This window comes from Bacillus sp. G16 (assembly GCF_021282335.1).
In the GTDB taxonomy this organism is placed as follows: domain Bacteria; phylum Bacillota; class Bacilli; order Bacillales; family Bacillaceae; genus Bacillus; species Bacillus inaquosorum.
Genome location: NZ_JAJSOZ010000010.1, coordinates 133,750 through 155,618, shown reverse-complemented (window position 1 = coordinate 155,618; position 21,869 = coordinate 133,750). Strand labels below are relative to the sequence as shown.

General features: G+C 46.0%; 18 protein-coding genes, 1 pseudogene and 3 riboswitches. Of the genes and pseudogenes, 6 read left to right on the top strand and 13 right to left on the bottom strand.

Annotation, left to right across the window (positions count from 1 at the left end; all coding sequences use genetic code 11):
- Positions 1-210 precede the first annotated feature (210 nt).
- From LWH95_RS14590 to LWH95_RS14575, 4 genes and pseudogenes are all read left to right on the top strand, one after another.
- A pseudogene (locus tag LWH95_RS14590) lies at positions 211-490 on the top strand (hypothetical protein).
- Between the two features lie 174 nt (positions 491-664).
- Positions 665-1,153, top strand: a complete 489-nt coding sequence (locus tag LWH95_RS14585) for an LURP-one-related/scramblase family protein (RefSeq protein WP_060399821.1) — start codon at positions 665-667, stop codon at positions 1,151-1,153.
- Between the two features lie 65 nt (positions 1,154-1,218).
- A riboswitch (SAM riboswitch) is annotated at positions 1,219-1,325 on the top strand.
- A gap of 83 nt (positions 1,326-1,408) precedes the next feature.
- Positions 1,409-2,542 carry a 5-methyltetrahydropteroyltriglutamate--homocysteine S-methyltransferase gene (locus LWH95_RS14580; protein WP_232919864.1) on the top strand — a complete coding sequence of 378 codons (1,134 nt, stop codon included), beginning with the start codon at positions 1,409-1,411 and terminating at the stop codon, positions 2,540-2,542.
- Between the two features lie 68 nt (positions 2,543-2,610).
- Positions 2,611-2,717: riboswitch (SAM riboswitch) on the top strand.
- A gap of 77 nt (positions 2,718-2,794) precedes the next feature.
- Complete coding sequence (locus LWH95_RS14575) at positions 2,795-3,931, top strand: 5-methyltetrahydropteroyltriglutamate--homocysteine S-methyltransferase (protein ID WP_232919863.1); 1,137 nt, start codon at positions 2,795-2,797, stop codon at positions 3,929-3,931.
- A 49-nt stretch (positions 3,932-3,980) separates the two neighbouring features.
- On the opposite strand, the gene LWH95_RS14570 is transcribed toward LWH95_RS14575, so the two are convergent.
- From LWH95_RS14570 to LWH95_RS14550, 5 genes are all read right to left on the bottom strand, one after another.
- Entirely contained in the window at positions 3,981-4,754 is a 774-nt protein-coding gene (locus LWH95_RS14570; RefSeq protein ID WP_232919862.1) for a 3-hydroxybutyrate dehydrogenase, read from the bottom strand.
- A 16-nt stretch (positions 4,755-4,770) separates the two neighbouring features.
- Positions 4,771-5,427 (bottom strand): CoA transferase subunit B, encoded by a 657-nt coding sequence (locus LWH95_RS14565; RefSeq protein WP_133485457.1) that lies wholly within the window; start codon positions 5,425-5,427, stop codon positions 4,771-4,773.
- Positions 5,424-6,140, bottom strand: a complete 717-nt coding sequence (locus LWH95_RS14560; protein ID WP_084995537.1) for a CoA transferase subunit A — start codon at positions 6,138-6,140, stop codon at positions 5,424-5,426. Before LWH95_RS14560 ends, LWH95_RS14565 begins: the two co-directional genes overlap by 4 nt.
- Positions 6,141-6,163: 23 nt before the next feature.
- Complete coding sequence (locus LWH95_RS14555; protein ID WP_232919861.1) at positions 6,164-7,582, bottom strand: GntP family permease; 1,419 nt, start codon at positions 7,580-7,582, stop codon at positions 6,164-6,166.
- Positions 7,583-7,731: 149 nt separating this feature from the next.
- The gene (locus LWH95_RS14550; protein ID WP_232919860.1) at positions 7,732-8,592 is read right to left on the bottom strand and encodes a putative RNA methyltransferase; all 861 of its coding nucleotides are present in this window, start codon (positions 8,590-8,592) and stop codon (positions 7,732-7,734) included.
- Between the two features lie 389 nt (positions 8,593-8,981).
- A riboswitch (purine riboswitch) is annotated at positions 8,982-9,083 on the top strand.
- A gap of 127 nt (positions 9,084-9,210) precedes the next feature.
- Here LWH95_RS14550 and LWH95_RS14545 point away from each other — a divergent pair.
- Positions 9,211-10,404 (top strand): NupC/NupG family nucleoside CNT transporter, encoded by a 1,194-nt coding sequence (locus tag LWH95_RS14545; RefSeq protein WP_003236213.1) that lies wholly within the window; start codon positions 9,211-9,213, stop codon positions 10,402-10,404.
- 42 nt (positions 10,405-10,446) lie between these two features.
- Here the strand turns inward: LWH95_RS14545 and LWH95_RS14540 are convergent, their stop codons facing one another.
- From LWH95_RS14540 to LWH95_RS14530, 3 genes are all read right to left on the bottom strand, one after another.
- Positions 10,447-11,118 carry a DUF3298 and DUF4163 domain-containing protein gene (locus LWH95_RS14540; RefSeq protein WP_133485447.1) on the bottom strand — a complete coding sequence of 224 codons (672 nt, stop codon included), beginning with the start codon at positions 11,116-11,118 and terminating at the stop codon, positions 10,447-10,449.
- A 146-nt stretch (positions 11,119-11,264) separates the two neighbouring features.
- A complete protein-coding gene (locus tag LWH95_RS14535; protein ID WP_003236216.1) occupies positions 11,265-11,555 on the bottom strand; it encodes a hypothetical protein in 291 nt (96 codons plus the stop codon).
- A gap of 49 nt (positions 11,556-11,604) precedes the next feature.
- The gene (locus LWH95_RS14530) at positions 11,605-13,665 is read right to left on the bottom strand and encodes a catalase (protein WP_232919859.1); all 2,061 of its coding nucleotides are present in this window, start codon (positions 13,663-13,665) and stop codon (positions 11,605-11,607) included.
- 202 nt (positions 13,666-13,867) lie between these two features.
- On the opposite strand from LWH95_RS14530, the gene citH reads away from it, so the two are divergent.
- Positions 13,868-15,148, top strand: coding sequence for a citrate transporter CitH (gene citH, locus LWH95_RS14525; protein ID WP_232919858.1), 1,281 nt, complete (start codon positions 13,868-13,870; stop codon positions 15,146-15,148).
- 180 nt (positions 15,149-15,328) lie between these two features.
- Here citH and bglS read toward each other — a convergent pair whose 3' ends face one another.
- The 5 genes from bglS to LWH95_RS14500 form a co-directional block, all read right to left on the bottom strand.
- On the bottom strand, positions 15,329-16,057 hold the full coding sequence (gene bglS / locus LWH95_RS14520) for a beta-glucanase (protein ID WP_133485444.1): 729 nt from the start codon (positions 16,055-16,057) through the stop codon (positions 15,329-15,331).
- A 476-nt stretch (positions 16,058-16,533) separates the two neighbouring features.
- Positions 16,534-17,958, bottom strand: coding sequence for a glycoside hydrolase family 1 protein (locus LWH95_RS14515; protein WP_232919857.1), 1,425 nt, complete (start codon positions 17,956-17,958; stop codon positions 16,534-16,536).
- A 20-nt stretch (positions 17,959-17,978) separates the two neighbouring features.
- The gene (locus LWH95_RS14510) at positions 17,979-19,811 is read right to left on the bottom strand and encodes a PTS beta-glucoside transporter subunit IIBCA (protein WP_232919856.1); all 1,833 of its coding nucleotides are present in this window, start codon (positions 19,809-19,811) and stop codon (positions 17,979-17,981) included.
- Positions 19,812-20,124: 313 nt separating this feature from the next.
- The gene (gene licT / locus LWH95_RS14505; RefSeq protein WP_232919855.1) at positions 20,125-20,958 is read right to left on the bottom strand and encodes a transcriptional antiterminator LicT; all 834 of its coding nucleotides are present in this window, start codon (positions 20,956-20,958) and stop codon (positions 20,125-20,127) included.
- Positions 20,959-21,054: 96 nt separating this feature from the next.
- The gene (locus tag LWH95_RS14500; protein ID WP_232919854.1) at positions 21,055-21,735 is read right to left on the bottom strand and encodes a hypothetical protein; all 681 of its coding nucleotides are present in this window, start codon (positions 21,733-21,735) and stop codon (positions 21,055-21,057) included.
- Positions 21,736-21,869 lie beyond the last annotated feature (134 nt).

The window sequence follows — 21,869 nt, the reverse complement described above, 5'->3', positions numbered from 1 at the left end:
GGTTTTTTGTGTTTGATTCCGAAAAATAGGGTATAAACCTAACAAGCAAGAAAACAGCACCCAAAACAGGTAATTGGAATTATGTAAATTTAGGTTAAAAGTTATATAAAGGAATTTATTTTATCGTCGATAGTAACTATAGAACCAATCACCAACATGAACAATCACCAATTTGCAAGACTATTTTCAGGTTATCAGGTTAGACTGTTTTTGAGGGGCAGTTATTTATTTTTAACCAATTTCGAATTTTTTGAATACTTTTTGACATTTTATCCGTACAATAGAGAATACCAAAACTTTTTTTTGGGAGGAATGTAAAATGATCCTTTTTATTATCATCGCATTATGCGGCTATCTTCTTTTTTCTTTCAGCAAGGACAATCGCCGCAAACCGCAAAAGACAAGCCCTCTTCCAGCAGCCGCACCTCATCACAACAACCTAATCGACCTTGACGCGATCCGCCAAAAACGCCGGATGCATCTTTCCTAATACTATATTTCAAAAGAAAGGCTGCTGAACGATGCAGCCTTTTTTTAATTTAGAAACATTAATTACTCGTAAAAAACGGCCAGCGCGTTTCTGGTTACTAGATTTGGAATTTGAAACCTTTTTGCCCCCCTTTCCGTAATCTCTTACAAGGCAAATCAAAAGGAGACTTCAGCAATGATCGAATTATTTATGAAACAAAAGATGTTCTCGTTTAAAGATGCATTTCACATTTATGACCGGGATGAACAGGAGACATTCAAGGTCGAGGGGCGGTTCTTTTCGTTAGGGGACTCGCTGCAAATGACAGATTCATCCGGAAAAACACTCGTTTCCATAGAACAAAAAGTAATGTCTTTATTGCCGCGATATGTGATTTCAATTGGCGGGGAAACAGTTTGTGAGGTGACGAAGAAACTAACATTTTTCAAACCAAAATTTGAAATTTCTAAGCTCAACTGGGAAATTGACGGTGACTTGTGGAAGGATGAATTCCAGCTGACGGACGGAAAGAATGTCCGGATGTCGGTGAGCAAGAAGTGGCTGAGCTGGGGTGATTCCTATCACTTGCAGATTGCAAACGAGGAAGATGTGCTGATCTGCACGGCCATCGCTATCGTGCTGGATATGGTATTATATGACGATGAAGATGAAAGTATTTTCTAAAAAGCATTGACAATTGAGCCAAAAGTAATAATATTAAGATAATTGAAATCTGAATATGAAGACATACCTTATCAAGAGAGGTGGAGGGACTGGCCCTATGATACCCGGCAACCGCTGTTTCAAACAGAATGGTGCTAAATCCTTTAGAACATTGCGTTCTTGCAGATGAGGCGGAGATTTGATCGTTCAAGCTCTTCCTTACACAAAGGAAGAGCTTTTTTATGCTCAACACATTTCAGAAAAGAGGCGAATGACATGGCTCAACAAACAAATGCCGCAGGACAAAAAACAGTACAACAACACAAAGCTCCTTTCCGCGCCGATCATGTCGGCAGTTTACTGCGCTCTGCTCCGGTAAAAGAAGCCCGGCAGAAGAAAGCGGCCGGCGAGATCACGGCGGATCAGCTTTGTGATATTGAAAATCAAGAAATCACCCGCATTGTGGAAAAACAAAAAGAAATTGGTCTCGATGTGGTAACAGACGGAGAATTCCGCCGTTCTTGGTGGCATTACGATTTCCTGGAAGGGCTCGACGGAGTGGAACCGTTCATCCCGGCTGAAGGGATTCAGTTCCATAACGCGAAAACAAAAGCACGAAGCATCAAAGTGACGGGAAAACTTGATTTTACGAGCCACCCAGCGCTTGCCGATTATCAATTTTTACATGAGATTGCCGGCGACGCGACACCAAAGCTGACGATTCCGAGCCCGAATATGCTGTTTTTCGGTGAAAAGGCGGATAAAGGGATTTATGACGACCAAGAGGAATACTTTCATGATCTGGCCCAAGCGTACAAAAAAGCAATTAAAGCCTTTTATGACGCTGGATGCCGCTATCTTCAGCTTGATGATACGTCATGGTCTCTTTTCTTTGAGGAAAAAGGCAGAGAGGTTGTCCGGGCGCTCGGCGGCGATCCAGAAACATTGCCTGCCTTGTTTGCCAAAACGATTAACGATGCAGTGGCAGACCGCCCTGATGATTTAGCAATCACGATGCACATTTGCCGCGGCAACTTTCGTTCGACTTGGGCGGCATCAGGAGGCTACGACGCTGTAGCGGAAACGATTTTGGACGGCTTAAACCTGGACGGGCTGTTCTTGGAATACGATGATGACCGCTCTGGAAATTTTGATCCGCTCCGTTTCGTTAAACGCAAGGATCTGCAAATTGTGCTTGGCTTGATCACATCGAAATACGGCGAGCTCGAAAATCCTGATGATGTGAAACGCCGAATCAATGAAGCTGCGCGTTTTGTCAGCCTGGATCAGCTGTGCCTCAGCCCGCAGTGCGGTTTTGCCTCTACAGAAGAAGGCAATCTTTTGACAGAGGAGCAGCAATGGGCAAAGCTGCGCCATGTCGTCGACATCGCCAACGATGTGTGGAGATAATCTATCATTGACAGAAACAGAAAATGTGTGAATAATAGATACTATCAGAAAATTTCATAAAAAGGTTTTCCTTATCAAGAGAGGTGGAGGGACTGGCCCTGCGATACCCGGCAACCGCTGTTTAACAGAATGGTGCTAAATCCTTTAGAGCAATGATTGCTCTTGAAGATAAGGTTGAGATTGTCACGCAAGCTCTTCCTTATCCAAAGGAAGAGCTTTTTTATATTCGAATGGAAAGAAGGAATGGACAACATGTCACAACAAACAACACCCGCAGAACAAAAATCACTTCAAAGAAAAAAACCGCCGTTTCGCGCGGATCAAGTCGGAAGCCTGCTGAGATCAGAGCCCGTCAAAAAAGCGCGGCTGCAAAAAGCGGCCGGCGAGATTACGGCTGAGCAGCTTCGCCAGATCGAAAACGATGAAATCATCCGCATTGTGGAAAAACAAAAGGAAACCGGACTGAACGTCGTGACAGACGGTGAATTCCGCAGAGCCTGGTGGCATTTTGATTTCCTGGAAAACCTGGATGGCGTTGACCCGTTTACTCCTGAGCAGGGCATTCAATTCCATAACGTACAGACAAAAGCACGCGGCATTAAAGTCACAGGCGATATCGACTTTTCAACTCACCCAATGCTTGAAGATTACTCATTTCTCCATAGCATTGCCGGTGACGCGACGCCAAAAATGACGATCCCGAGCCCGAATATGCTGTTTTTCCGCGGAAAACTGGAAAAGGATGCGTACAAAAAAGACTATCACCTTTTCCAGCACGATGTATCCAAAGCATATAAAAAAGCGATTCAAGCGTTTTATGACAGAGGCTGCCGCTACCTCCAGCTTGATGATACGGCATGGGCTGTTTTCTTATCTGAAAAAGGCTTAAAACAAATCGAGGCGTTCGGAACAACGCCTGACGAGCTTCGCCAGCTGTTTGCGAAATCGATTAACGACGCGATTGCAGACCGTCCTGATGATCTGACGGTTACCATGCATATTTGCCGCGGCAACTTCCAGTCCACTTGGACAGCAGAAGGCGGCTATGACGCAGCAGCCGAAACCATTTTTGACGGCTTGAACCTGGACGGTCTATTCCTGGAGTATGATGATTCACGCTCAGGCGGATTTGAACCGCTCCGTTATGTAAAGCGCTCTGATCTTCAGCTTGTCCTCGGCTTAGTGACATCTAAATTCGGTGAGCTTGAACATCCGGACGACGTGAAACGCCGTATCGAAGAAGCGTCCCGTTATGTGAGCTTAGACCAGCTTTGTCTCAGCCCTCAATGCGGATTCGCTTCAACTGAGGAAGGCAACAAGCTGACTGAAGAACAGCAATGGGCAAAGCTCCGCCATGTGGTTGAGATCGCTAACGATGTTTGGAAATAAGCCAAAAAACACACTTGATTCCCTAACGGAGCAAGTGTGTTTTTTTATGTCATTGAGCGGTGTAGCCCCCATCAAGGACGACAGCCTGCCCGGTGACGCCCTTCGCTTTCCCGCTTGCCAAAAACACCGCATAATCCGCGATTTCCTTGACGGAAAGCAGTCGTTTTTGCGGGACAAGCGGAAAAATGACCTGTTCAAGTACGGAGTCGTAAGGGACATTTCTTGTTTTCGAAAGATCGCTCAGCTGATTGCGGACAAGCTGAGTATCGACATAACCCGGGCAGAGCGCGTTGACTGTAATTCCGTGGGGGGCGCCTTCCAGCGCCCCGACCTTTGTCAGCCCAATGACGCCGTGCTTGGCGCTATTATAAGCGGATTTCCCCGCAAAGCCGACTAAACCATTAACAGACGCGATATTAATGATTCTGCCAAACTGCTGTTTTTTCATGAGCGGAAAAACATGCTTCATCGCAATGAAGGGCGCCGTCAGCATGACCTTGATCAGCTGCTCAAAGGTTTCTGTGGGAAACTCTTCAATCGGGGCGACGTGCTGAATACCGGCATTGTTCACCAAAATATCCAAGCGGCCGTATCGTTTCTGGATGGCGTTCACCGTATCAGCGACTTGCGTTTCCTTTGCCACATCACACGGAATGGCTGCTGCGTCAAAGCCTTCTTCGGCAAGCTTGGAGGCGGCCTTTTCACACGCTTCCTGATGGAGATCCGAAACGATGACGCTGGCGCCTTCACGGGCGAATTCCTTTGCGATTTCGAATCCGATTCCGCCGGCTGCCCCTGTCACCAATGCGACTTGTTTGTTCATGTCAAACACCTTCCCATTAAGAATTTTGTTTGAGCACAGACTGGCTTACAGCGAAATTAGCTTCTGTTTTTTCATAAACCTCTTCAATTGTGACGCCTTCCTGAAGCTCAGTCAGTGTCATGCGGCCGTTATCAAAATCAAACACAGCCAAATCCGTAATCAGCCTGTGCACGACTTTCTGGCCTGTCAGCGGAAGGGTGCAAGCTTGTTTCACCTTTGACTCGCCATGTTTATTGACATGCTCCATGATGACAACGATCCGTTTCGCCCCGTTGACGAGATCCATGGCGCCGCCCATCCCTTTGACCATTTTGCCGGGGATCATCCAATTGGCCAAATCGCCCTGCTCAGAAACCTCCATGCCGCCAAGGATAGCCAAATCGATATGCCCGCCTCTTATCATTGCGAATGACTCAGCGCTGTCAAAATAGGAGGCGCCCGTCACTTCTGTGATCGTTTCCTTTCCCGCATTGATCAAGTCCGCGTCTACCGCTCCTTCCACAGGATAGGGGCCGATTCCGAGCAAACCGTTTTCTGACTGAAGCATGACGTGAACGCCATCGGGTATCTCATTTGCGACAAGCGTCGGCATTCCAATCCCAAGATTGACGTTCATGCCATCCTTAATTTCTTGTACAGCCCGTTTGACCATTCGTTTTCTCGCTTCCTTCATTTCGCCTCACCCTTTCCCGCCGCTTGCCGAACTGTTCGTTTTTCAATCCGTTTTTCATGGCTTGCGCCAAGCACCACATGCTGTACGTAAATTCCCGGTGTGTGGATGTGATCTGGATCGAGCTCTCCCGCTTCCACAATTTCTTCCGCCTCGGCAATCGTGATCTTGCCTGCCATGGCGGCAACGGGATTGAAATTTCTCGCCGTTTTCCGAAAAACCAAATTCCCCATAGTGTCCGCTTTCCACGCTTTAACGATCGCCACATCGCCGGTGATGCCTCGCTCCAGCACATATGTCCGGCCGCCGAACGTTTTATGTTCTTTTCCCTCGGCTATTGAGGTGCCGACGCCTGTCGCCGTGTAAAATCCCGGTATGCCCGCGCCGCCTGCGCGAATTCTCTCGGCGAGCGTTCCTTGGGGAACAAGCTCGACCTCAAGCTCTCCGCTTAAAAACTGCCGCTCAAAAATTTTATTTTCACCGACATAGGATGCGATCATTTTCTTGATTTGCCTGTTAGCCAAAAGCAAACCAAGCCCCCAATCATCGACTCCGCAATTATTGCTGACAACGGTTAAATCCTTTGCTCCCTTGTCTCTTATCGCCAAAATGAGCTGTTCAGGAATGCCGCACAGCCCGAATCCTCCTGCGATCAGCGTATCACCATCATGAATCAGTTCCGCAGCTTCCTTACTAGATGACAGCACTTTTCCCATATTGATGCCCCTTTCGTTTTCTCCTACACTAGACCCGTCAGGCTGTAAATCGCGATCACAGCAAATACGGCAGCCGTTTTGATGAGCGTGATCGCAAAAATATCCCGATACGATTGCCGGTGAGTCAGTCCCGTCACGGCCAGAAGCGTGATGACAGCACCATTATGCGGCAGCGTATCCATACCGCCTGATGCCATCGAAATGACCCGATGCATCACTTCCGGCGGAATGTTGTAAGCCTGAATCGCCTGCAAATATTGATCCGACATCGCGCTTAACGCAATGCCCATACCTCCTGAAGCCGACCCGGTGATTCCCGCCAGCGCTGTTGTCGTGACAGCCCCGTTTACAAGCGGGTCGGTAAAGGTGTGCGAAATTCCGCTGCTCAGCTTGTGAAACCCCGGCAGTGCGGCGATAACGCCGCCGAAACCATACTCGGCACCCGTATTCATAGATGCCAGCAAGGCGCCGCCGATCCCTTCATTCAGCCCCTCCTTCATTTGGGCAAACACTCTTCTCCAATCAAATAAAATTGTTGTGATGATGCCAATTACCAGAGCGAGCTCAACCGACCAAATGGCAGCGGCTGAAGAAATATCAAGCTTTCCGAACTCCTTTAATCCGATCGACGAAAAATCAAATCCATTCGGATACCACTTTGGAAGGTATATGGTGAAACATTTATTCATTGCACCTACGAGTATAAGCGGGACAAAGGCAAGCGCATGCTGCACCGGGCTTTTGTCAGGTTCTGCCGCGAACTCAGACTTTTCGAGAGCGGCTGAATCCTCCGAATCAAAACCGCCATAGTCCTCGCCGGATGCCTGTGCTTTTTTTCGCCTCGATTCCAAATAGAGCATGCCCGCTGCCAGCACAATCACTGCGCCGATCAAGCCAAGCCAAGGAGCGGCATAAATGTCTGTTTTGAAAAACGTCGTCGGGATGACATTTTGAATCTGCGGCGTACCCGGAAGTGCGTCCATCGTAAACGTAAAAGCCCCTAAAGCAATCGTTCCCGGGATAAGGCGTTTCGGTATGTTTGCTTCTCGGAACAGATTTTTCGCAAACGGATATACGGCAAACACCACAACAAACAGGCTGACGCCGCTGTACGTCAAGATAGCGCCCATCAGCACAATTGCAAGTATCGCTCTTTTTGCCCCGACAAGCCTGACAATCGTTTTCGCAATCGATGCCGCGAGCCCTGACATTTCGACGACCTTTCCAAAAATCGCACCGAGCAAAAATACCGGAAAATACAGCTTAATAAAACCCGCCATCTTTTCCATAAAAATCGATGAGAAAAAAGGAAGCACATGGCTTGGATCAGTCAGCAGCACCGCGAATAACGCGCAAATCGGCGCAAACAAAATGACAGAAAATCCCCGATACGCCGTAAACATCAGCAAGCCTAGCGCCAATAGAATAATAATCAGTTCCACAAGCATCCCCCATTTCCATGGACTAGAAAGCGTTTACAAAAACTCTCCGCATCGGCTGTTTCCGTCCCCTTTCCATATGTACGAGAAGCGCGGGCCAACTATTCCGATTAAAAAAGGAAAGCTCCTTTTTTCGGAGCTTTCCTCTGCCATCATTTCATTCCTATTAGAATATCGACATCAACCGTGATATCGGCTGATTTCATCTCTTTCAGCAGGCTGACTCGGTCTTTCGGCGCCGACCAGGCGAGCGGCGTCATCTGGAGCAGCCAATGTATCGCTTGCCGGTTAAGCGTTTTGACATAGCGCAGCCTCGCTTGTTGGCTGCGTTCAACATTCGCTGTAAAACGCTCAACAGCTGCCGTATTGGAATACGTACGCCTTGGTGAATCAGTATATAAAAATTGCCTTAATTCTATTAAATAATCTTTTCGCGGCACTACTTTAATGAGCATGCCGTCATCCTTCAGCAATCTATGAAACTCTGCATAATTGGACGGCGAAAAAATAGACAGGACAACATCAAATTGGCGGTCATGAAAGGGGGCACACGCCACATCGGCAACCGCCCACATTTGATCTTTGAATGTCTTAGAAGCTTTTACAATCCCATCCTTTGAAAGATCGATGCCTGCTCCCATCGCTGTTTTCCCTGCATAATCAAAGCCGCAAAGCGCATTCAAATGAGATCCCTCACCGCATCCGCTGTCCAAGATGGTGAAAGCTTCTTCACCAGATTTGAGGTGACTGATGAGATCTGCAATTGCATGATGGAGTGGTTCAAAAAACCGGCATTCCCCAATCAGCCTGCTCCTCGCCTCAAAAAGCCCGGCATCGTAACCGGTTTTGACCGGCTTCGTCAGGAAGTTCACATATCCGTGCCGAGATCTATCAAATGTATGCCCTCGTTCTGTACAAATCAAGCTTTTTCCTGAAGCCGCATCCATGGAAGAACCGCAGAGCGGGCATCGAAACATGGGTGCGAATTGGCTGACATCAGCTGTTCGTTTCATGATAAAAAACACCTCATTCATTCATTTTTAGATAAATGAAAAAGGCATAGACAAATAAACCTGAGCCTTTTACAAAAATTGGCCAGGTCTGGCAGATTGTCTATACCTGTCATTATCTATAACGAATGAATTGGATAATCATGAAAAAACTCCCTTTTTTGCTGTATAGGGTTTCCCCATGTACATCATACAACAAACCTCTAGGAGCTGAAACCATATATAGGAGAAAAAACAGCGCTGCAATGCTGTTGCCTCATCAAAATCATATCAACATAGCAATCCAACATGTTTTTCCTTTATTTTCTCAATTTCAAAATATAAATTTTATTATTGTGAAAATAGTTAAAAAGGTTGATTTTCAAAAATTGAAAGGATAAAATACTGCTATCAACTTAGAAAATAGACATTCTTGTATATGATCAGTAATATGGTCTGATTGTTTCTACCTAGTAACCGTAAAAAACTAGACTACAAGAAAGTTTGAATAAATTTGAACGAGTTGAAAAGGACAAGTTCTTTTCTGTTTGCTCTTATTTTTCACACTTTCTGCACTTCCAGAATTTGTGAAGGATAAGAGCTTTTTTTGTTTCCATAATAAACCTCATAGGAGTTGCTATCATGTACTTTTTATTAAACCTTGTCGGTCTCATTGTGATTATGGCAGTTGTATTCCTATGTTCTCCGCAGAAAAAGAAAATCAAGTGGCGCCCGATCATTACGTTAATTGTTCTGGAATTGCTGATTACTTGGTTTATGCTGGGAACAAAAGTCGGGAGCTGGGCCATCGGCAAAATTGGTGATTTCTTCACTTGGCTGATTGCTTGCGCCAGTGACGGTATCGCGTTTGCCTTCCCGTCTGTCATGGCGAATGAAACAGTAGACTTTTTCTTTAGTGCACTTCTTCCAATTATCTTTATCGTCACATTCTTTGATATTTTAACATATTTCGGCATTTTGCCTTGGCTGATTGATAAAATCGGATGGGTGATTTCAAAGGCTTCCCGCTTGCCGAAATTAGAAAGCTTTTTCTCTATTCAAATGATGTTCTTGGGAAATACGGAAGCACTTGCGGTCATCCGCCAGCAGCTTACGGTATTAAATAACAACCGCCTGCTTACATTCGGCTTGATGAGCATGAGCAGCATCAGCGGCTCCATTATTGGATCTTACCTGTCAATGGTGCCGGCGACATACGTATTTACAGCGATTCCTTTAAACTGCTTAAACGCGCTGATTATCGCAAACCTGCTGAACCCTGTTCACGTGCCGGAAGATGAAGATATCATCTATACACCGCCTAAAGAAGAGAAGAAAGACTTTTTCTCTACGATTTCTAACAGTATGCTTGTCGGCATGAACATGGTTATCGTTATTTTGGCAATGGTGATCGGATATGTCGCATTAACGTCAGCAGTCAATGGCATTCTTGGCGTTTTCGTACACGGCCTCACCATCCAGACGATTTTTGCTTATCTCTTCAGTCCTTTCGCATTCCTGCTTGGGCTGCCGGTACACGATGCGATGTATGTCGCTCAGCTGATGGGAATGAAATTGGCAACGAACGAGTTTGTTGCGATGCTTGACTTGAAAGAAAATCTCAAATCACTTCCGCCTCACACAGTTGCGGTGGCGACGACATTCCTGACGTCATTTGCCAACTTCAGTACAGTCGGCATGATTTATGGTACGTACAACTCGATCCTTGACGGCGAAAAGTCAACGGTCATCGGGAAAAACGTGTGGAAATTGCTCGTCAGCGGAATTGCGGTATCTTTACTAAGTGCTGCGATTGTCGGCCTGTTTGTGTGGTAGAAACATTGAGCCATATCCCTTTTGCGGATATGGCTCTTTTGATTATTGATAAATAGAGGAAGGCACCTGCACATCACGGATTCCGGCTGCATAAGGTCCCAAGTCATACTGGCCGAAGACGATGGCGATCCCGTTTTTCGTAAAGTAAAACGTTGTGTCTTGGTTAAGGGTAATATCCTCTTTCTTTACGTCAGGGAAAAACAGCGTGTCATGTTTTTTGATATAGCTGTATAGGTAGTCTTTCGTTTTGCTGATTTTTGTTTTGGTATTCAGAATCTGATTCAGTGTCACCCGCTTTTGTGCTTTCAAGTCATAGTTGAAGGACTGAACAGATGTTAAACCATGGGCGCCGCCTGAATAAATATAATTGAGCGTTTGAATGCTGAGCTTGCCTGCCGCATTGTATTTGACGCTGAAGGATGTTTGATATTCCGCTTTGAAGCCCTGCTGTTCGCCTGCTTTTTTGTTTTTCAGGTATTCCTGATACGATTGTTCAATGTAGGCTTTCAGCTCTTGATTGATTTTCTTTTCAAACGCGGCATTTCCGATGTGATGCACCTGTGGATACTTTAATTCCTTGATCTTTTTGTACGTATGGCTGCTGACAGTCGGTGTTTTCTCTTGAGCTGCTTTTGATGATGGGGCCGCATATGCAAATACAGCAAAAAGCAAAACTGCAATCCCCGCGGCTTTCAGCATGTTATTCCATTTCATACGATCTCCTCCTTTAATGTGCATTGCTTATTATTCCCTTTTTTCTGCAAGGTACACTTTTATAGACTGATGGAAGTGAAAAGAAGTTTCTAGGTCTAATAGCTCGATTTTTCTAATAAAAAAAGAGACACAATATGTCTCTTTTTTTATTGTTTACGCTCAGCAATTGCTTCGTGAACCGCTTGTGCCAAATCTGTATTTCCAAACATCTCTAACACCGCAATGACGGTCTGATCCGGAATGTGTTCTGATTCGTGTTTGGGCACGACCAGTTCGTCCATGGTTTTTTTCAAGCTTTCATTCAGCTTTTGCTGCGGATATGCTTTGGCGTACAGCTCCACCGGATCAAGATCATGGTTCACGCACCATTGGGCAAACACCAAAATCATCATATTTTCATCGCGTTCGTAAGCTTCAGCGAGTTGTTTTTCGTTCATTTGTCATGCTCCTTATGAAAAGTATCTTCCTTTAAGATACAGGAGCAGATCAAATTCGTCTATCCCAATGGCGGTGTGCGGCGACGGCCTCGATAAACGCCTTGCTGAAAGCGGTGTAGTCCGCTTCATCTTTCGCAGTCACGATGCCCGGCCCCTCTGTTGCCCCGACAGCTGATTGAAGAAGATCAATTCCTTCGTTCGCTGCACCGATCGCTTTATAGTGGCTGTAGGCTTCTCTGATAAACGCTATCGCTTGTTTGTTGCCTTTTAACTCCGGTCCTCCTGCGGCATAGACAGCATCATACAAAACGGAATCAGCCGTCAGGAACGTGCCGCCAGCCTCAAGCTGCTGTCCAGTGCCGCTTGTGATGTACCCCAGCGTTTGGCTGATGATATCCGCTGAGATCCCTTCTTGCTTTAAGGCATCCAGCACTGTTTGCAGCTCTTTTTCATGAAATCCGTTTCCGGCGAGAACAGCGACTTTTCTCGTTGACGCTGTTTTCACTGTACGGGCTTGGCTTAACGCAGGTGAGGTAAGAATTTCTTTTGATGCTTTCCGTTTCGCCGGCGGCGCCACGCCCACTCCTTTGGCGATTTCTTCTGCTAAGCCTGTATCCACATTGCTGAAGACGTCAACGACCTGCCGCTGCACGCCCTTGCTTTTGACCTTCCCGACCTCAAAGCAGAAGGCAGAGATAATGTGCTGTTTCTCGACAGGAGACATACTGTTCCAAAACAGCTTCGCCTGTGAGTAATAATTGTTGAAGCTGTCGCTCCGCTGGCGGATTTTTTTGCCCTCGACTTTCTCCTGATAGTGGACGTAGCCGCCTTCTTCGGCTGTCGCTGGCGACGGGTCATTGTTTTGCAGAGAGTTTTTATGATAAGCGACCGGCCCCTTATTGATCGTCATCCGGTGATAGCCGTCGTATTGATTGTTATGGAACGGACATACCGGCCGGTTAATCGGAAGCTCATGAAAGTTCGGGCCGCCAAGACGGATGAGCTGTGTGTCGGTATAAGAGAAAAGCCGTCCCTGCAATAGCGGGTCATTGGTAAAATCGATGCCCGGCACGACATTTCCCGGGTGGAATGCGACTTGTTCCGTTTCCGCAAACACATTATCCTGGTTACGGTTCAGCGTCATTTTCCCAATGATCTTCACCGGTACAAGCTCTTCCGGCCACAGCTTTGTCGGATCAAGGATATCAAAATCAAATTGGAATTCATCTTCTTCATCAATCATCTGCACGCCGAGCTCATATTCAACCGTGCCGCCGTTTTCAATCGTTTCCCACAGGTCGCGGCGGTGGAAATCAGGATCTTTCCCGGCAATTTTCTGCGCTTCATCCCATACGAGAGAATGTACGCCGAGCACTGGCTTCCAGTGGAATTTCACAAAACGCGCCTTTCCTTGTTCATTGACAAATCGGAACGTGTGAACGCCGAAGCCTTCCATCATTCTGTAGCTGCGAGGAATACCTCTGTCAGACATCGTCCACATCACCATGTGAGCCGACTCAGGGTTATTGGCGACAAAATCCCAAAACGTATCATGAGCGGTCGCGGCCTGAGGCATTTCATTGTGAGGTTCAGGCTTAAACGCGTGAACCAAATCCGGAAATTTGATCGCATCCTGAATGAAAAACACCGGGATGTTATTTCCTACAAGATCATAGTTTCCTTCTTCAGTATAAAATTTCGTCGCAAAGCCTCTTGCGTCCCGCACTGTGTCTGCGGAGCCTTTAGAACCCGCAACAGTTGAAAACCGGACAAATACAGGTGTCTTCACTGAAGGGTCCTGAAGAAATTTGGCCCGTGTATACTCGGTCATCGGCTCGTAAACCTGAAAAAAGCCATGCACGCCATACCCGCGCGCATGCACAACACGCTCCGGAATCCTCTCATGGTCAAAGTGCGTCATTTTCTCCCGGAAGTGAAAATCCTCCATCAGCGTCGGGCCGCGAACCCCGGCTTTTAACGAGTGCTCATCCTCCGACACTCGCAAACCTTGGTTTGTCGTCATTTTCTTCCCGCCGTTATCGACCCTGTACTGCTCAAGCTGCTCGTCCTTTGAGTGTTCATTTACACGTTTGTTTTGATCATCACTCATGTCTGTTCCCCCTTTTTAAAACGAAACATTCTACAGCACATTTACCCGTGGCATTCTTCATATAAACTGCTAATCCGCTCAATAGGATTTTAGGTCTACATATCAGGATGAGGTCATACACATTTGAAATAAGCCTTCTTCTCAAAAAGAAAATGTGGAAGCGCTTACTAAAAATGTGCTGTTAAATGGGGGAGGTCATATCGTGCTTGCCATACTCGGTTTTGTGATGATGATTGTCTTTATGTACCTTATTATTTCTAACCGGCTTTCCGCTCTTATTGCGTTGATTGTTGTTCCTGTTGTGTTTGCCCTGATCAGCGGATTCGGCAAAGATCTTGGCGAGATGATGATTCAGGGCGTAACAGACCTCGCTCCTACCGGCATCATGCTGTTATTCGCCATCCTTTATTTCGGCATTATGATTGACTCAGGTTTGTTCGATCCTCTCATTGCAAAAATCCTATCGCTTGTCAAAGGAGATCCGTTAAAAATCGCCGTCGGCACCGCGGTTCTGACGATGACCATTTCGCTGGACGGGGATGGGACAACAACCTATATGATTACCATTGCGGCGATGCTGCCTCTTTACAAACGGCTCGGCATGAACCGTTTGGTATTAGCGGGAATTGCAATGCTCGGTTCTGGGGTCATGAACATTATTCCGTGGGGCGGGCCGACAGCGAGGGTTTTGGCTTCCTTAAAATTGGACACGTCGGAGGTCTTCACGCCGCTGATTCCCGCTATGATCGCCGGCGTTCTCTGGGTGATCGCCGTTGCTTATATCCTTGGAAAGAAAGAGCGAAAGCGGCTCGGCGTCATTTCGATTGAACACGCGCCGTCCTCCGATCCGGATGCAGCGCCGCTCAAGCGTCCCGCTCTCCAATGGTTTAACCTGCTGCTGACTATCGCTCTGATGGCCGCTCTGATCACCAGCCTGCTTCCGATCCCTGTTCTTTTTATGATCGCGTTCGCCATCGCCTTGATGGTAAACTATCCAAATGTCAAAGAGCAGCAGAAACGGATCTCGGCGCATGCGGGAAATGCGTTAAACGTTGTGTCCATGGTGTTTGCGGCTGGTATTTTCACAGGCATTCTCTCCGGCACAAAAATGGTCGATGCGATGGCACATTCTCTCGTTTCACTCATCCCTGATGCCATGGGCCCGCACCTGCCCTTGATCACTGCCATTGTCAGCATGCCATTCACCTTTTTTATGTCGAATGACGCCTTTTACTTCGGTGTCCTTCCCATCATTGCAGAAGCCGCTTCCGCTTACGGAATAGACGCCGCTGAAATCGGAAGGGCCTCCTTGCTGGGCCAGCCGGTGCATCTACTCAGCCCGCTTGTGCCTTCCACCTATCTATTGGTCGGAATGGCAGGCGTCAGCTTTGGCGACCATCAAAAATTCACCATCAAATGGGCCGTGGGGACAACGATTGTGATGACGATTGCAGCGCTCTTGATTGGGATTATCTCGTTTTAATGAAAAAAGGATTTCCGCTGGCGGAAATCCTTTTGTTCTGTATCATCCGAAAACCCAAGATCAAAATATATATCACATTGGATATTTTGAGTGAATAGAAGATATTCATGCCAACAACTTCTCACTACAATCATAAGAGCCTGGCTATACTGAGGCAGCAGGCTCTTATCACATTTGACATTATTTTTTTGTATAACGCACCCAGTCGTAATGAGCGTATAGCGGTGTTACACCATTGTAGGAACCGAGCCATTCATCGACACCCGTACCATTCCACAGGTTCATCATGATCTTTCCTGGTGTTGTCGGAATTTGGCTTGTCGCAGTATGTTTTAATTGCCCATCGACATACCACTTAATAGAGTTTGGCTGCCAATCGAACGCATACGTATGATAGGCATTAGCCGCATCAAATCCGAGATCCACTAGCTTCTCATGGTTTCCTACACCATTTGTGTAATAGTTAAATTGAACCTTTGTTGTGTCTTTTCCTAAAAATTCAATATCAATCTCATCCCAAGGAGTTCCATCCGTTGGGCCTGTGTATGTGAAGAAAGATGAAACGATCCCTACGTTTTTAGCTGGTTTCATTCTGACTTCATAAAGTCCATAGCCATATGCTTGAACAGACCGGTTTTCCCCGCAGTCAAACTTGTTATAAGATGGACTTGTTAGCGCCAAACGCATTTCACCCAATGACGTCATTGATACGTTATTAGCCCGCCAAGTGCAGTTGAACATATTTCCATTTGAATAACCATCTGCTTTTTGCCAAAAGCCAGAGTTATAGCCGTTAAAAGGGTCAAAAAACGATCCGCCTGTTTGAGCCGAGGCAGTAGAAGTGATTGCAGACAAACTCATAAACAATCCAGTGACAAAAAGCAACAACACTCGTTTCAGATAAGGCATATTGGCATTCCCCTTTCATTGAAAGCGTTTTCTATGTTGATCATACATGATTCTTTTAAAAGGGAACATCGGTCATAATAATGATAATAACGAATCCTAGAATCCTGTAACTATCATTTTTAGATTGATAATTAATTTGGCTTTGCACCTTTGGATTATACTTAGACCTAACTTTAACAAAATGAAGGTGATGAGATGTATCGAATTCAATAAGTAAAGAACATGTTTGGTATTCCTTCTTCAACGCTGCGGTTTTATGAAAAGGAAGGAATTCTTCCGAAAATTAGTCGGATGCAAGCAGTCATAGTCCTGCCTGTTCCAGACAAAATCCATGTGATCCGTGTTCGATCTGACGAAGGCCGAAGAAAAAATATCGTCAGGGTTATTCGTCAAGAACAGATGAAGGATCAAATAGTTGGTCTTCGGAATTATACATGGAAGACATTTATGAATCGATGTTCATAATTTTTATATTTTTAACTCCCCTTCAACACTTCACCGTTTGAAGCAATCAGCTCTTTATACCAATAAAAGCTTTTCTTGCGGATTCGGCGCAGATCCTTCAGATCAAATTCATCACGGTTGACGTAAATGAAGCCGTAGCGTTTCGAGCAGCCTTGGTGCGTAGAAATCAAGTCAATGGCTGACCATGGGGAGTAGCCGAACACATCGACACCGTCTGTGATGGCCCATTGAATTTGTTCGATATGCTGTTTTAAATAATCAATGCGGTAATCATCATTGACCGTATCATTTTCTTCTAATTGATCAAAAGCGCCAAGCCCGTTTTCTGTGATGATCAATGGCAACTGGTAACGGTCATAGATTTCTCTCAGCGTGGATCGGAAACCGACCGGGTCAATCTCCCAGCCGAAGTCATTTTTCTTCAAATGCGGGTTGCTGCTGCCGCGGTAGACACCGTCTTCACCCGTTTTCAAATGCTGGTCTCCTCCGCGTGCCACTTCATCCGACCCGTCGCCTTTGCTCGCTGCCGCTGTTTGAGAGGTATAGTAGTTAAAGGCGATAAAATCAGGTTTCGCAGATTGCAGAATCTCCATGTCACCATTTTCAATGACTGGCGTATAGCCTTTTTCTTTCATATAAGCCCATGCCGTCGTATTGTAGCGCCCATGAACTGCCATGTCTAAATAGAGCCAGTTCCGAATCGCATTATAGTTGAAAGCCGCCACAATATCCTCCGGTTTTGAAGACGCTGGGTAGATGAGCGCGATATTCGGAGCAGGGCCGATTTTGGCTTCCGGCAGCATGTCGTGGCAGAGGTTCATGGCTTTTGCCTGCGCCACCAGCATGTGATGATTTTGCTGATAAAGCTCTTTTTTCGGGTTTTTGAGATTCGGATCAAGTGTCCCTAAAGCGCTGCCATGAAGGATCATCATGTTTTGTTCGTTGATGGTCAGCCAGTACTTCACACGGTCACCGAAGTGCTCAAACAACACCTTGGAATACCGTTCAAACGCGTCAATTGTCGTTCTTTGCGACCAGCCGCCTTTTTTCTGCAGGGCATTCGGCAGATCAAAGTGATACATCGTAACAATCGGTTCGATCTTATATTTGAGCATCTCATCAATCAGGTTGCTGTAAAATTCAATTCCCTTTTGATTGATGTCTCCGTCACCGTCAGGAATAATCCGCGTCCATGCAATGGAAAAACGGTATGCTTTAAAGCCCATTTCGGCAAACAGCGCAACGTCTTCTTTATAGCGATGGTAATGGTCGCTGGCGACTTTAAAATCAGTTGTTCCCTCTGGATAGCTGTCGCGTGCGTCAATCACTGACGGGCCTTTTCCATCTTCGTTCCACGCGCCTTCCACTTGATAGGCAGAAGTTGATGCTCCCCACAAAAAATGCTCCGGAAATGCTGCAAGTGTTTTATAGTTCATTGTCTGTTCCTCCAATGGTTTTAGATTAAAGAAAAGATTCTTTCTTCTATTTTGACTTGCTTTTGATCTGTTTGAATGACGTCGGTATATTGATCTGCGTTTGTGATGACGATCGGCGTGTTCATATCAAATCCCGCCTTTCGTAAGTCATCCAGGTCAAATTCAGCAAGCAAGTCTCCTTGTTTGACGGTTTGTCCCTGTACGACCTTAGGATAAAAGTGCTTACCCTCCAGCTTCACCGTATCAAATCCGAGGTGAATGAGGATTTCTGTTTCCTGATCAGTCACCATTCCAAATGCATGGCCAGTCGGAAAAACGGTTGATATCACGCCATCCGCTGGTGCGACGAGTCTGCCTTTCTCCGGCAAAATCGCTATTCCCTTTCCGAGTGTCTCAGACGCAAACACTTTATCCTTCACTTCTGTTAGCGGAATCACTTTTCCTTCTAACGGGCTGCTGATCTCTTCCCGGCGGACTGCGGGTGCAGATGGCTCTGTTTTGATATCTGTTTGTTCTGCAGGGTCTTCAAACCCGACAATATACGTTAGGATGATTGATAGAATAAAAGATACCGAGATTCCCAAGATAAAACCGGCAAAGCCCTGTCCGTAGAAAATCGGGATCGTCAATAGACCAGGTGCGCCTGAAGCGATGGCGACGCTGTGAGCCTGCCCGATAATCGCCCCGCCAACGGCCGCACTAATGACACCGCATACAAAAGGTTTTTTCAGCCTGAGCGTGATGCCGTAAACGGCCGGTTCTGTAATGCCAAAGATCCCTGTGACAGCAGCGGAACCGGCAAGCGCCTTTAATTTTTTGTTTTTCGTTTTCAGCATGACACCCACAGCAGCTCCTGTTTGTGCAAATACAGCTGCTGCTGTAGCCGGTTTGATCGAATCCTGTCCATTGACCGCAATGTTATTTAAAATGACCGGCACAATCCCCCAGTGGATGCCAAAGATGACAAGGATCTGCCAAAGTGCAGCGATCACAGCGCCGGCCAGCATCGGGTTAAAGCTGAAGATCGCCAGAATCGCAGACGCGATGGCATTTCCTGCGTTTACACCAACCGGGCCGAATACAATTAATGTGAGCGGTACAATGGTTACAAGACAAACGAGCGGGGTAATGAAGGTTTTCACACTATCATGAATCACCCGGTTCAAATACTTCTCAACATAACTCATCACAAAAATCGCCAAAATGATCGGGATCACAGTTGATGTATAGTTCATTAACACGACTGGAATCCCGAAAAAGTCCGTTTCTGCATTGCCGTTCTTCAGCTCAATGATCGTTGGATAGATAAGCGCCCCGGCAACCGTGACAGAAACAAATAGATTCGCGCCAAACTTTCGGGCAGCGGTAATAGCCAGCAAGAGCGGAAGAAAATAAAACAGGCTGTCCGCAGCGGCATACAGTATCGTATAAGTGGTTTCCTCTGGTTTGAGCCAGCCGGCATTTGTACATATCATCAGCAGGCCCTTTAAAATTCCCGCTCCTGCCATCACGCCAAGTAAGGGTGTAAAAATGCTCGATACGATATCAACAAGCCGTCCGAACAGATTTCCTTTCTGGGCAGAACGTTCAGCTCGGTCATCATTCAGCAGATGAGACATTCTTCCAATCTCTTGATACACCTCTGAAACGTGATTGCCGATCACGACTTGAAACTGTCCTCCGCTTTCCACTACAGTTACGACTTCATCCAAAGCTTCGATTTTATCTTTATCTGCTTTCGACCGATCGTTCAGCGTAAAACGCAGGCGTGTCGCACAATGTACAAGGGAACGCACATTTTCTTCCCCGCCAACCAGCTGTAGTATATTTTTTGCCGCTGCTTGAATCCCCATTTTCCTCTCATCCCTTCCTAAAAAATAAAAAACCTAAACTACCCCTATCGCAATAGGAACAAGTAGTTTAGGTTTTGCCTGCCTGACCAGTAACAATCCTATGAAACGCCCTCATTCGGTTTTTTCTGTAAAACGCCGTCATCACCATCCCTCTGAAAAAAATAAAAACCTAAATTACCATCAGCACAGACAGAGATCATCCGCACTCATTGTAATTTAGGTTTTGCCTGCTTATCAGTAACAATCCTAATATCACCGTATGTTGAATGTAAGAAAAAATTAACACAAGAAAATAAAAATGTCAACGCTTTCATTATGTTTGTTTGACGATCCTTTCTATGTGAATCGTTAAATACAGCAGCTCGTCACTGGTGAGCTTGTGTTCATACTCCTGCTCAATGTAGGTTTGGATTTTCTTCGTGCATTCATACGCGCGATGGTACTTTTCTTTCACCGTCTCCAGCAAAAAATCGTCCTGGCTTTCCATGTGTGTGCCGTTAAAAAGACGCTGCGCGAAAAACTTTAAGTGGGTGACAAACCGATAATAGTGAAGTGATTCTTCGTTGAATTCAATCTTAAAATGGTATTTTACGATACTCAAAATCTCTTGCATGACTTTTGTAATGTTGATGATATTGGGCATCTCTTCATTCAGCTCGGCATTTACGATATGCAGGGCAATAAAGCCTGCTTCATCCTCCGGCAGAGACACGCCAGTCTTGTTTTTTACCATTTCCAGTGCTTCTTTGCCGATCGCAAATTCGTCTTTGTACAGCCGCTTTGTTTCCCACAGCAAGGCGTTTTTGATATCAAGCCCATTCCGATTACGCTGGATAGCAAAGTTAATATGATCGGTCAGCGACACATAGATGCTGTCATTGAGCTTTTTGCCGAGCCGGAGTTTCGCATAGCTGATAATCTCTTCGGATACTTCCATACACTCGATCGGTATATCATACAAAAGGGTTTTGAATTTTTCTGATACATCCTTGTTATCGAGCGTAAACACCTTCTCAATGCGGGCTTCATCGACATCATCGCCGGACTTTTTCTGGAACGCGAGCCCCCTGCCCATGATGACCAATTCTTTTCCCTGTTCATTGACCACGCTGATCACGTTATTGTTGATCACCTTCGCAATTTTCATGACATGTCCCTCCAATCAACTAAGAACAGACTACACCTTGATTGTACATTCTTTTTGTACTAGGTCAATATCATCAGGGAAAGAGCGGGGAGCAGTTCAATATAATTCACTCAGCACCGGCTGCCCGGGCTGTTTTTGAAGCAGCGCCTCCAGATGGCGTTCAAATGATTCTTTGTCAGCTCCCTGCTTCTTAACAATGCTGTTCATGATGTTGACGCTTTCGGCGCTGTATTGCGTATATTGTTTTTTCAGCTGATCCAGCTGCTGTCTAGTCTTCTTCGCGTTTTTCGGTGTGACTTGGCTGATGAGTTTGATCATACTGTCTGTGATCTCAAAAAAGGCGTCTCTATTTTCTTTTAGCTGCTGAATGTCGTTGCGGCTCTTTTCATGATTGCGGGTTTTTTGAAGCAAAGCGAAGGCCTCGCTGTTTTGTTTTTTGAGCGGTTTGTTTTCGAGTTGAATCAATTCAAGGTTCTCCTTCGCAATGTCTGCCTCTTCTTCAGTCACGCTGCTCCGGACGAAGTATTCAGGATTGCCGATTCCATAATCAAATGCTTCGCTTACATGTATCATGGAACTGAATACAACGGCCAGCTGCCTATCGCTCGGGAGGGCTTGGAAGTCCTGCTTTTTCTTATTGCTCATCGGTTTGGCTGCGGTTTGTTTTACTATCTTTTGGTCACGATCTGCAAACGTCTGAGCCTCACCTTCACTTTCGCATGCGCTCATCGCAAGAACTGTGACCAGCAGGCTTATACACAAGCCTATTCGCCTCATGCTCTGTCTCCTCTCTACTGAACCTCTTCTGGAAAATACGACAAAAATATAGTTAAATGGTACCAGATAAACCTACACTCAACAATAAATCAAAAGTATGATTCGAAGGGCAAAAACATAAACATTTTGTAAAA